General features: G+C 50.1%; 11 protein-coding genes, 1 pseudogene and 1 riboswitch. Of the genes and pseudogenes, 2 read left to right on the top strand and 10 right to left on the bottom strand.

Features of this window, described 5'->3' with window-relative positions:
* Nucleotides 1-272 precede the first annotated feature (272 nt).
* From MGMO_RS12940 to MGMO_RS20635, 4 genes and pseudogenes are all read right to left on the bottom strand, one after another.
* Nucleotides 273-554, bottom strand: a complete 282-nt coding sequence (locus MGMO_RS12940; RefSeq protein ID WP_023495509.1) for a type II toxin-antitoxin system HicA family toxin — start codon at nt 552-554, stop codon at nt 273-275.
* A gap of 137 nt (nt 555-691) precedes the next feature.
* Complete coding sequence (locus MGMO_RS12935) at nt 692-871, bottom strand: hypothetical protein (RefSeq protein WP_023495508.1); 180 nt, start codon at nt 869-871, stop codon at nt 692-694.
* A gap of 309 nt (nt 872-1,180) precedes the next feature.
* Nucleotides 1,181-1,587, bottom strand: a pseudogene (locus tag MGMO_RS20645) (transposase); the annotation flags it as partial.
* A 144-nt stretch (nt 1,588-1,731) separates the two neighbouring features.
* Nucleotides 1,732-1,785: a hypothetical protein gene (locus MGMO_RS20635; protein WP_235557284.1), complete on the bottom strand. Its 54-nt coding sequence runs from the start codon at nt 1,783-1,785 to the stop codon at nt 1,732-1,734.
* Between the two features lie 411 nt (nt 1,786-2,196).
* Nucleotides 2,197-2,423, top strand: a riboswitch (cobalamin riboswitch).
* A gap of 205 nt (nt 2,424-2,628) precedes the next feature.
* On the opposite strand from MGMO_RS20635, the gene MGMO_RS12925 reads away from it, so the two are divergent.
* Nucleotides 2,629-5,454, top strand: coding sequence for a ribonucleoside-diphosphate reductase subunit alpha (locus MGMO_RS12925; protein ID WP_023495506.1), 2,826 nt, complete (start codon nt 2,629-2,631; stop codon nt 5,452-5,454).
* Between the two features lie 199 nt (nt 5,455-5,653).
* On the top strand, nt 5,654-6,778 hold the full coding sequence (locus MGMO_RS12920) for a ribonucleotide-diphosphate reductase subunit beta (RefSeq protein ID WP_023495505.1): 1,125 nt from the start codon (nt 5,654-5,656) through the stop codon (nt 6,776-6,778).
* A 92-nt stretch (nt 6,779-6,870) separates the two neighbouring features.
* Here MGMO_RS12920 and MGMO_RS20030 read toward each other — a convergent pair whose 3' ends face one another.
* The 6 genes from MGMO_RS20030 to MGMO_RS20630 form a co-directional block, all read right to left on the bottom strand.
* Nucleotides 6,871-7,110 (bottom strand): hypothetical protein, encoded by a 240-nt coding sequence (locus MGMO_RS20030; RefSeq protein ID WP_036307961.1) that lies wholly within the window; start codon nt 7,108-7,110, stop codon nt 6,871-6,873.
* A 50-nt stretch (nt 7,111-7,160) separates the two neighbouring features.
* On the bottom strand, nt 7,161-7,817 hold the full coding sequence (locus MGMO_RS12910) for a PepSY-associated TM helix domain-containing protein (protein WP_023495504.1): 657 nt from the start codon (nt 7,815-7,817) through the stop codon (nt 7,161-7,163).
* Between the two features lie 5 nt (nt 7,818-7,822).
* Nucleotides 7,823-8,494, bottom strand: a complete 672-nt coding sequence (locus tag MGMO_RS12905) for a Fe2+-dependent dioxygenase (RefSeq protein WP_023495503.1) — start codon at nt 8,492-8,494, stop codon at nt 7,823-7,825.
* Between the two features lie 43 nt (nt 8,495-8,537).
* Nucleotides 8,538-10,688, bottom strand: coding sequence for a TonB-dependent receptor (locus MGMO_RS12900; RefSeq protein WP_023495502.1), 2,151 nt, complete (start codon nt 10,686-10,688; stop codon nt 8,538-8,540).
* 231 nt (nt 10,689-10,919) lie between these two features.
* Entirely contained in the window at nt 10,920-11,384 is a 465-nt protein-coding gene (locus MGMO_RS12895) for an ExbD/TolR family protein (protein WP_023495501.1), read from the bottom strand.
* Nucleotides 11,381-12,217, bottom strand: coding sequence for a MotA/TolQ/ExbB proton channel family protein (locus MGMO_RS20630; protein WP_023495500.1), 837 nt, complete (start codon nt 12,215-12,217; stop codon nt 11,381-11,383). The genes MGMO_RS12895 and MGMO_RS20630 overlap by 4 nt, the downstream gene beginning before the upstream one ends.
* Nucleotides 12,218-12,223 lie beyond the last annotated feature (6 nt).

Genomic DNA, 12,223 nt, shown 5'->3' with positions numbered 1-12,223 from the left:
GGCTGAACCGGCGCTTCTGGGAAAACCAAATCCCCAACCGCTTGTTGAAGCTGTGTGCCACTCACCCGCCGGTTTTATTGCAACCTGTGGCTTGTTAATAGCCATTTTAAATTATAAGGTGCTATGGGGCTTAAAGATGAAAAATTGGCTGAAATCGAAACCGTAACGTTAGGGCATTATAATCAGAATGCCAAAGCGTTTTGGCATGGCACAAGAAATAAATTAAATTGTATGGGTCATTTGAAAATGGCGCTATCCCAACCAACAAGCCGTCAAGGCTGGCCTTGGTCGGCATCGTGGAGGGAAGGGCTGATGCCGGCCTGAGCCAAGTTTACCCGCAATTGCTTAATGTCTTGCTTGGTGAATTCATTGCTGTGGTGCGGATGGTGCAGGACAAACTCAACCCCGTTGAGTACCACCCGAAACCGTGCGCCATGGGTGGGTTCTATGGTTGCCCCTAAGTGGTGGAGCAGGGACTCTATTTCCCGCCAGTGCATGTTTGCGTTGACCGGTTCTTGGAATATCGCCCTAAGTAAGTTTGAATGGCGGCTCATGGCACGATGCCCTTTGCATTTTGGCCCCACTGTACGAACCCCCAAAAAAACTGCTTTCCGGGGGCAATGCACAAACACGACCTCGTAGGATTCATTGAATACATACCTGACTTGCCCTTGCCAAACCGCCCATTCTGTCAGTTTGAATTTTCAGCCCCATTATGCCGATGATACGGCTTTTTTAGTGGTTGGTGCTTTGTTTGGTTTTGCAAGAAAGCCAATTGCGCTCTCAGCAGCTCGACAAACGCATTGGTCCTTCCAAATTTCATTTCAAGCCTGGGGATTTCTTCCTTCAGCAAATCTATTTCTGTGATCATTGGCCTTCTCCTAAAATAGCAATAAAAACATCTACCTTGATTGGACAATATCCCCCAAAATTAAATCCATATTTTTTGCTCAATATTTATGGTTGTTTCCGGGCTGAAATATGGTATGCGCCCAAGTTAAGGATGTCCCTGGGTTGGGAAAAGTTGGATTGATTTCCTAAGTGGAATGTTAGGCGGATTCAGAAAAAATTGCCAAAGCAATACCAAGCAAGCTATGGTTTTCCGAGAAACCGTCTTAAAAGTGGTACAGAATCCCTTGATTTGAGAAAATCCTGGATTTAGAAGCTGTTTGGTTAAAATTTACATACATTTTGCAAGGGAGATTTGAATCATGGCAATCCGCACCCTATTTTCAGCGGAGGCAGTGAGTATTTCAAAATCCTTTGCCAGCCCCAGGTAATTCCCCAACCAAGCAAACGTCCGCTCCACGATCCAGCGCTTAGGGAGGACGGCAAAGGCATCCTTGGTCTTCTGCGAAATGTGCAGCTTGAGCTTTAGCGCCGTCTCGACAAACTCGACAGCGGTACCCCGGTAACCCGCATCGCCTGAAAAAGCCTCCAAAGAAGCGTACTTTGCCGCCACCGCTTTCAGCACGTCGCAACCGGCCTTGCTGCCGTGTTGGTTGGCGGCGGAACGAGCACCTCGATCAGGTTGCCCAGCGTGTCCACTACGATGTGGCGCTTGCGGCCTTTCGTCTTCTTGTTACCGTCGTAGCCACGCTCTTCGCTGGCGTAGGCCGTCTTGACGCTTTGCGAATCGACAAGCCATAACTCGGGGTGGGCCGCCTACCGTTTTTTTTCGGTGCAACGCGTTCAGGGCATCCAGCATGCCTTCCCAAACACCCCGTTGGTTCAACGGTGCCAGTGGTCATAGACAGTCTGCCAAGGCGGGAAATCATTCGGCAACAACCGCCAATGGCAACCCGTCTTGTTGAACTAAAAAATGGCGTTCACAATTACCCTCTTGTCGTGTTTTGGCGTCGCACCCCGCTTGTCCGTCGGCTCACAAAACGCCTGGATGAGCTCCCATTCCGCCTCTGTAACATCGCTATCGTACTATTACTGATAAATTACCTTTGATTAAAACGGCAATTATATGATTATAATTGCTAAATTTAACCAAACAGCTTCTTAGTTTAAACACAATGCGAAACGAAAAATTCGCACGATGAAACTTTTCTGGTTGATTTTAGCGGTTAAAATTGCCACGCAGTAATTGTGAATCAACGCTCTCCTTTTGATCACTATATATAGATATATGTTAATAAAATAAAGCAATATATAGTGTTTCTTATTGACATCCCCTAATTGTGGATGTTACCTTAGCGACCATACGGTTCTCAAGCTTATGTCTAAGCTGAGATAAAAGGGAATCCGGTGAAAGATTAACTGGCACAGTTATCTTAAAACCGGAGCTGCCCCCGCAACTGTAATCGGAGAGTGTGTCGTCAAACTTGCCACTGAGTCGTGAACGCTGACTTGGGAAGGCCGACCACACGCAACGACCCGAGAGCCAGGAGACCTGCCGTATATTTTTTCAACACGTTTGAGGCGGGGTGTCCTCGGCAGCTGGAAGGTATGCGTTGCGACTTTGCGTCACCCATTGCTTTCCGCCATGCTGGTCTTTAAGGCTGGCGCTCAGTTCAGTGCCAACACATTGGTATGTTTAGAAAATCCTGTTTTCTAACGCACTTGAAATGTCGCGTCTTTTTTGAAGTCATTCCCGCTCCTAATCTTAAGGAGCTATCCATGTACGATACTGATACAACAGCGTCCTTCGACGCATTGTCACAACCAAGGCAGGATTCTGCCACCAACCCTAGCTTACAAGTGATCCGGCGCAATGGCGCTGCCGTCGCATTTAATCCTGAGAAAATCTCCATCGCCATGAGCAAGGCGTTTTTGGCGGTGGAACATGGTCAAACCGCCTTGCACCCTCAAGGGCATAAATCTAGCAGGATGCGCGAACAGGTGACGGTTTTGACACAAACAGTCGTCACCGCGTTGATGCGACGCTTACCTTCCGGCGGCTCGGTGCATATTGAAGATATTCAGGATCAGGTTGAATTGGCGTTGATGCGCTCCGGTGAGCATGACGTGGCAAAAGCCTACGTTCTGTACCGGGAAAAACGCACCTCCGAACGTGCCAGCCAGCCACACGATACGCCCCAATTGCATATTACTATTGACGGCACTAAGCAACCATTGGATATTGCAAAGCTAATCGAGATGGTGGCGGAAGCCTGTCTGGATTTTGGTAGTGAAGTCAATCCCAAGGTTGTTGTCGAGCAGGCCGTACGCGATTGCTATGACGGCATTTCGTTTAACGAAGTCCGCCGTGCCTTGATCCTTTCTGCCCGTAGCCTGATTGAGCGTGAACCCGCTTACAATTATGTTACCGCACGTTTATTGTTGGATATGATTCGTGCCGAGGTGTTGGGCGAAAGTGTCAGCCATGCCGCGATGCAATCGCGCTATGCCGAGTATTTTCCGCACTATATCAAACAGGGTGTCGACGCTGGTTTGCTGGATCAGCGTCTGGCGCAGTTTGATTTGACCAAACTGTGTCAAGCTTTTGCACCAGACCGCGACTTCAAGTTCGGCTATCTAGGCCTGCAAACCCTCTATGATCGCTATTTTTTACATATCGACGAGCGGCGTATCGAGCTGCCGCAAATCTTCTTCATGCGCGTGGCGATGGGCTTGGCTATCAACGAGATTGACCGCGAAGACCGTGCTATCGAATTTTATAACGTGTTGTCCAGCTTCGATTTCATGAGCTCCACGCCGACGCTGTTTAACAGCGGTACGGTGCATTCGCAGCTTTCGTCCTGTTATCTCAGCACGGTCAGCGACGATCTTGACAGTATTTACCAGGCTATCAAGGAAAACGCCTTATTGCAAAAATACGCTGGCGGTATCGGCAATGATTGGACATCGGTACGTGCTTTGGGTTCGCGAATTAAAGGCACCAACGGCAAAAGCCAGGGCGTGATTCCCTTCCTGAAAGTGGCAAACGATACCGCCGTGGCCGTAAACCAGGGCGGCAAGCGCAAAGGAGCGGTTTGCGGTTACCTGGAGACTTGGCACCTGGACATTGAAGAATTTTTAGATTTGCGTAAAAACACCGGCGATGATCGCCGCCGTACACATGACATGAACACCGCGCACTGGATGCCCGACCTGTTCATGCAACGCGTCAGTGAAAATGCCGAGTGGACGTTATTTTCACCCTCGGATGTACCGGATTTGCACGACAAATTCGGTAGCGCGTTTGCAACCGCTTATTGCGAGTACGAACGCCGTGCCGATCTAGGTGAAATCATGCAGTTTAAGCGTGTTTCCGCGCTGCAACTGTGGCGCAAAATGCTGTCGATGCTGTTTGAAACCGGACACCCCTGGATCACCTTCAAGGATGCCTGCAATATCCGCTCACCGCAGCAACATATTGGCGTGGTGCATAGCTCTAACCTTTGCACGGAGATTACCTTGAATACCTCCGCCACGGAAATCGCCGTATGCAATCTGGGATCGGTGAATTTGGTGGGACATTTGACAGAAGAAAATGGCAAACTGGCATTGGATCAAACCAAGCTCAAAGCCACGATCACTACCGCAATGCGGATGCTGGACAATGTCATCGACATCAATTTTTATGCCGTCGGCAGTGCGCGCAATTCCAATTACCGCCATCGCCCAGTAGGTTTGGGTATCATGGGTTTTCAGGATTGTTTGCATGCCCTGAGAATTCCTTATGCCTCAACGGAAGCGGTCGAGTTTGCCGATTGCACTATGGAAGCTGTGTGTTATCAGGCGTATTCGGCTTCCAGCCGGTTAGCGCAGGAACGCGGCGCTTATTCCAGTTTTAAGGGCAGTTTGTGGGATCAGGGAGTCTTGCCGCTGGACACGCTAATTCTGTTGGGTGACGCGCGTGGTGGACACGTGGACGTTGATCGTAATAGCACATTAGATTGGGAAGCCTTGAGAACTCGCATTCAACAACATGGTATGCGTAACTCGAATTGTGTGGCGATTGCACCGACAGCCACCATTGCTAATATCGTCGGAGTTTCCGCCAGCATTGAACCGGACTACCAAAACCTGTATGTGAAATCCAACCTGTCCGGTGAGTTTACCGTGGTCAATGAATCTCTGGTTACTGAACTTAAGGTGTTGGATTTATGGGATGAAGTAATGGTGGCGGATATTAAATATTACGATGGCTCTCTGTCCAATATAGACCGCATACCAACCGAACTCAAATCGCTCTATGCAACGGCATTTGAGATTGATCCAAGTTGGCTGGTGGAAGCAGCAGCTAGGCGGCAAAAATGGATAGATCAGGCGCAATCGTTGAACCTCTACTTTGCTGTTCCATCCGGTAAAAAGCTGCACGACACCTATATGCTGGCTTGGCAGCGTGGGCTGAAAACCACGTATTACCTTCGCTCGCTAGGGGCAACTTCGGCGGAGAAATCAACGGGTAGCGGTGGTGAGTTGAATGTGGTTGCACCGCTTATGCCGGAGTCTAAGCAATGTTTGATCGACGATCCCGGTTGCGAAGCCTGTCAATAATTTACCAATCTTCAGCCGAAAAGGGACGGACTGGTTCCCTCTCCCTGTGGGAGAGGGCTAGGGTGAGGGGCTCAATAAGGCTTTTTGCTTTTTAGACCCCCTCATCCCAACCTTCTCCCTTCGGGAGAAGGAGAGCTACCCGCCCTTCGACTGAAGATTGTTTCTAATCAGAATGATTCAAGTCTAAAAGGAAAATACCATGTTGTTATTCGAAGAAGACGATTTTGTTAAAGAAGCACCGGTTCAACCAAAGGCTGTTTCAACGCCTGTTTTAGAACGGACTGCCGCTAACCAGCCTTCATCATCTGGTCGCGTCAACGCCCAGGATAAACGTGTCATCAACGGCCAAACCGATGTCAACCAACTGGTGCCGTTCAAATACCATTGGGCTTGGGACAAATACCTGGCCGGTTGCGCCAACCATTGGATGCCGCAGGAAGTCCCGATGAACCGCGATATCGCCCAATGGAAGGACAGTACGGCGCTGACCGAGGATGAACGGCTGATCGTCAAACGCAACCTCGGTTTTTTTACCACCGCAGATTCGCTGGCCGCCAACAATATTGTGCTGGGGACTTACCGCCACATTACTGCGCCGGAATGCCGCCAATACTTGTTACGCCAGGGGTTTGAGGAAGCCATCCATACCCATGCCTACCAATATATTGTCGAGAGCTTGGGCTTGGACGAGGGCGAAATCTTCAATGCCTACCGGGAAATTCCCAGCATCCGCGATAAGGATAATTTCCTGATCCCTTTTATCGACACCCTGACTAACCCTAATTTCAAAACCGGCACATTAGAGACGGACCAACAGCTATTACGTTCGTTGATTGTGTTCGCATGCATCATGGAAGGCTTATTTTTCTACGTGGGCTTTGTGCAAATCCTGGCGTTAGGAAGGCAGAACAAAATGCAGGGCTCGGCGGAACAGTATCAATACATCCTGCGCGACGAGTCGCTGCATTGCAATTTCGGCGTTGACCTCATCAACACTATCAAACTAGAAAACCCGCAGTTGTGGACGGATAAGTTCCGTGATGAAATCAAGACACTCATGCAGCAGGCCGTGGAACTCGAATACCGTTATGCCGAAGACACGATGCCGCGCGGCGTATTAGGGTTGAATGCCAGCATGTTTAAGGAATACCTGCGCTTTATTGCCAACCGCCGCTGCCAGCAAATCGGCCTGGATGTGCTTTATCCGGGAGCCGCGAACCCCTTCCCCTGGATGAGTGAAATGATCGACCTTAAAAAGGAGAAAAACTTTTTTGAATCGCGGGTCACGGAGTATCAGACAGGTGGGGCATTGAACTGGGATTGAGCTTTTTTAAAGTCCCCGATAGGGGATCAGGAAATCCCTCGCCTTTAGGCGACAGGGATAAGGTGGTGGGTCTAGAATGGAGGCATGAAAGATTACAAGCGCGGAAGCCATACGATTTGGGATTGTAAATAGCGCTTGGTATGGGTAACAAAATATCGCCATGCGGTGTTGGTTGGGGATGTTGGCTTGCGTCGAGCGGCTACGTAACGGATGAAGTATGGAAGAAATATATTGAAGGCCAGAAGCCGGATGAAACCGACGATGATTTCGGGGTGCTGTAATCGGCCCATAGGGTCGATAAAATCCGGCTTTAAGCCGTAACCCGAAGCCACCGGCTTTAGCCGGTGGAGTATTCACATCACCAAGGATTACTGCGGTTGGGTTAAAGTGAACCCAGCACAACAAAAACCACCATCCCAACCGAGGCCAACCCTAATCCAAGCATAGTCAAACGTGAGCCGTGTAGTTTTGCCCAGATAAACAAGCCTGACAAAGACAGGTATACCAGCCCCAAGGCCAACGTATCGGTGAGCAATACCCACGCTGCCCCCATGCCGACACCCTTATGCAGGCGGGTAATAAACGCAAACAGGTTGGCATCCTGCCGCTTTACCGAAACATAAGCATTCCCCGCCCAATACTCCGCGCTCACAGAATGCTGGGGGCTGTGAAAATCAATCCGCCACTGGCTGGGTTGCTGGATGATTTGGCCCGACCAACTGACGGTTTTTCCCGGCTCTGTGGAAATTTTGCTCGGTTTCCGGTCAATATTCAACTGCGTCTGTAGCCACGCCGCCAACGCCTTGGCATTATTCGGATGTTCCGCAGGCAATGCCAATTCGATTTCGGAGCGCTCCATTTCCGCAGCCGGAATTTTCAATACGGCATGATGGTTCAATAAAAATCCGCTAACGCCGAATAACAACCCCAATGCCGCGCCCCACAACCCAATCCAGGCGTGGACACGACGCAGCCATTTCAACCAGGGCAAGCGTTTGGGTTGCCGTTTCGATTCGTTCGAGTCATGTAAGGCCTTCATGACATTTAAATGTCTGCCCACATGCGGAGCAAATTGTGGTAGGTGCTGACCAGCGAGACAATCTCGGGGCTTTCCGGTGACCTTGCCCGCAAACCTTGGATACTGGCATCCAATTGGAACAATAAGCTGCGTTGTGCAATATCCCGCACCATGCTCTGCACCCAGAACACAGCCACATCACGGTGTCCGTCGGTGATGGGTTCCACCCTATGCAGGCTGCTTGATGGATACAACACAAGACTCCCTGCTGATAGTTTTATGGTTTGCACGCCGTAAGTGTCTTCAATCAATAGTTCCCCGCCACTATATTCTTCCGGTTCAGACAAAAACAATGTCCCTGACACATCGGCGCGCAAAGTAACCGCGCTGATGCGAATAGCATTATCGACATGAGTGCCGAAATCCATGCCGGGAACATAGCGATTGAACAACGGCGGACAAACTACTTTCGGCAGGGCGGCAGACACAAATAACGGATTGCAATGTAAGGCATCGTGGACGATGCCAGTAAGCACTTGTGTTTCCGCTGCATTGGCTGCGAGTTGCAGGTTATTTTTTGCCTTTGCCGCCAATTCTCCGGCGGTGACCCGACCATCCCCGAAACGGGCTTTTGCGTATAGCCCACGCACATTGGCAAGCTCTTGGTTAGACAAAACATTTTCAATTGCAAGTAGCATGTTTTTCCTCTATGCCCTGTCAGGGCAAACGGACACTGACATTTTAATATTTCACCCGTAATGTAATCTGCCCCGAAATCGGCGTTCCCGGCAGGGCCGTATTGGTCTGTCCGGATTCGTAATAGACCTTGTCCAGAAGATTGAAAGCATTTGCTTGTATATCGAAGTGCTTGTGGTGATAAGCCACCGTAGCATCGAGACGTGCGTAACCGGGCAAACTGACTTCATTGACGGCATCAGTGAAACGGGAACTCGCCATAAACACGCCGCCGCCGATTTCCCATTCCGGAGTGATATGGTAACTAGTCCAAACCACGCCGCTGTCCTGCGGCACGTTCACGGATTTCTTGCCTTGGAGCGATTTGGATTGCCCGCTTACCGTACCCGTTGCAAAGGTAGTCGATTTAGTCACTTCGGCATCGAGATAAGCATAAGTTGCTGAAAGGCTCCAGTTGGGAAGCAAATCCCCGGCCAGCCCGAATTCAAAACCATCGGTCCGTTGTTCTCCAGCCAGGATATTTCTGGTCGAATCGTTAGGGTCGGTAGTCCGCGCATTGGTTTTTTCCAGGCGGAATAGCGCACCAGTCGCACTGAGCCGTCCATCAAAAAGATCCACTTTCGCGCCGACTTCCAGGTTTTGGTTTTGCTCCGGTTTAAGGTTGGCGGTATTGCTGGCGAGGGCGAAAGTTTCGGCTGAAGGGTTAAAGGAAGTCCCGTAGCTAAAATAGTAAGCCTGCCAATCTTTTGGCTGCCAAACCAGTCCTGCACGCGGACTCCATTGGTAGTCGGTACGCTCAAAATCAGCATTAGCGGAAGTACGGTCATCCTGTTTCGCCTGAAAAACATTATAACGTCCCCCGGCAAGCAGCTTCCACTGGGGTGTAATCTCAAATTGATCAAGCACGTAGCCGGCGAAGCCACTCGTCCTGGTAGTCCTGTCGGTGGTCAGTACGCCTGAAAAATCGTTGGCGCGTCCCAAGCCTGCTGTTGGATTCGACATGGGATTATAAATTGAAATGTCCGCCACGCTGTTCGGGATGACTGAATTTTTGGATCGGAAAGCAAAATTTTCCCAGCCGATTTCCGCGCCAAAAAGCAGGGTATTGTTAAAGCCCAGTATCGGTTTTTTAAAGGCGAAATCGGTCTGGTTGTAATAATTTTCTTGCGGACTTTCGCGCAGCGCCTGGGTTCGCCTTACCGTCGCAGCCGCGCCGATACCTTTGGGTGCCCCATTAAACAGCAAAGTGCGGTATTCGCGGTCATAATTGCCGTATCGGGATGTATTGCGCACTGAAAAATCCGAGTTAAAGCGATGATTAAATATCGCCGTCACTATCGACGTGTCAAAGGTTTGAAAAAGATCATCCTTAAAACCGTAGAATTGGTTGACAGGTACATTGGCGGGCTTCCCGTTGATCATCGGCACGCCGTAGTCGAACACGCTGTCTTCTTCCTGGTGCAGCAAAAGCAAAGTGAGATTGGTGTCCGGCGTGAAATCAAGTTTTACCGACGGCGCGATCCCCCAGCGATTGTTGTGGTTATAGTCACGATAAGAGCCTGCATCTTGGTAAAGCGTATTTAACCTCACCGAAAGATAGTCATTGATTGCCGTACCGGCATCCAGGGTAGTACGCTTGAAATCATAATTTCCATAAGTGAAATCAGCTTGGGCATGGGTTGTCCTCAACGGCTTTTTGGCGATAGGGTTGATTACACCTCCCGTCGACCCGCGCCCGAACAGCACGGAAGAGGCTCCTTTAAGCACCTCAACGCGATCAAGGAAAAAAGTGTCGCGAAAGTACTGGCCGTTTTCTTTTGCACCGTCCAGGTAGGTGTCGGAGTTTGCCGCAAACCCGCGCAAGGTAATCGAGTCGCCGGTACGGCCACCTTCGCCAGCCGCGATGGTAAGTCCGCTTACGTTTTTAAGTGCGTCTCGTAGGTTAAAGGCATTTTGCGATTTAACCAGTTCTTCCTTTACCACACTGATTGACTGCGGAATGTCTCGGATGGGCGCTTCAAACTTAAGTCCGGTGCTGGAAGTATCCGCCTTGTAGCTGGGTTCTTTTTCAGCAGTGGCTTTTATTTGTACCTCGGGGAGCGTCGCAATCGCATTATCCCCAGCGGCCTTAGACTGTGGCGCATTCAGGATCGCGGCAATAGCCAGCAATAAGGGCCTGCTTTTATTAGAATTCATAGTTATCCTTGTTTGATGTGTATAGCGTTGTTGGCTGGCTAATCACACAAGGCGACGGCTGGCTGGTGTTGATATGGTTTTAGTGCATGTCTTGGTCATTCACGGCCTAACAAAGCGGAGCCACCACTTTATTTCACTTGCTTGGGTTACTTGTTCTTTGGAAACCTAGCTTCAAATTGTTACCTCACTGATTGCGCTAAAACAAAATGAGCATCATTCTGTCCTTGCCCGTTATTTGCCAGGTTCTGCTTTTCGGATCTTACTATCGGCGGCTTTCTGGCTAGGGTCAGTGATAAAGCCTATTTTCACGATCCCTGCTGTTTGTGCCTCAGACATAACGGTTGCCAAGCGTTGATAAGGCGTGGCATTGTCGGCACGGATATGCAATTCAGGCTGGGGCTGTTTGTTCGCCGCCGCCCCCAGTCGCGGCGCAAGCCCCGTCGCTTCAAATGGTTCATCGTTCCAGAATAATTTGCCTTCCGCATTGATTGACAAGGTGATGGCATCGGGTTTATCTGGGTTAGGCTGGCTGTTGGCTTGTGGTAGGTCAATTTTGACTGAGTGGGTGAGCAGCGGCGCAGTGATGATGAAAATGACCAGCAATACCAACATGACATCCACCATCGGTGTCGTATTGATTTCCGCCATAGGCTGCGTATGGTGCTTATCGCCGCCGAATCCGCCTGAACCCATCATGATAACACCGCCCTTGCTTGTTTATTGGGCTGGCTTATATTTGCTGTCTGCTTGTTTATTAATGGTACGCCTGTCGTCAGATACGTATGCAAGTCGTGGGCGAAGTTCTCTATTTCTACAATTAGTAGCCGGTTATCACGCACCAGCGTGTTATAGGCCAGCACGGCAGGTATCGCCACTGCCAAACCAAATGCCGTCATGATAAGGGCTTCACCGACGGGCCCCGCCACTTTGTCTATTGTTGCCTGGCCGCCAACCGCAATAGCGCCAAGTGCATGATAAATGCCCCAAACGGTGCCGAACAGTCCAACAAAGGGCGCAATGCTGCCTACCGAAGCGAGCAAGGTGAGACCTGTTTCCAGTTGAATGGCTTCATGGCCGATGCTACGACGTAATGATTGGGCAATAAATCCATCGTAGCTGCGTATTTCGTCAGGCCTCTGCGTTACATAACGATTATGATGGTCGGCAGCGTTGAGCCCTTGCAAGGCAAGGCGTGCAAACGGATTTTCCGCTTTCTTCGGATGCCAGTTGATGGCGGTTTTTATTGCCGACTGCATGTCTTCCAAGCCGCAAGCGGACGCAGCAGGCAGGGCCGCAACACCACTACTAAAAGTTGGCCTATGGACCTGATCGGTTGCAGATAAGGCTTTCCATAGATGCGTGACAAATTGTCCGCCACTGCCCCTTGCGCGCCGAATTCGTATCGCTTTTGTTGCCATTAAAGTCCAACTGACGATGGACATGGCTGACAGGATTGCAGCAACAGCAATGGAAACCAGTCCACCTTGGCTGATAATGTCCAGGCTATGTAAGATTGATTCGGCTTGCATGATGGT

It is taken from the genome of Methyloglobulus morosus KoM1 (assembly GCF_000496735.2).
GTDB lineage: Bacteria > Pseudomonadota > Gammaproteobacteria > Methylococcales > Methylomonadaceae > Methyloglobulus > Methyloglobulus morosus.
The sequence above is the reverse complement of the archived record's forward strand: the minus strand, read 5'-3'. Positions and strand labels throughout refer to the sequence as shown.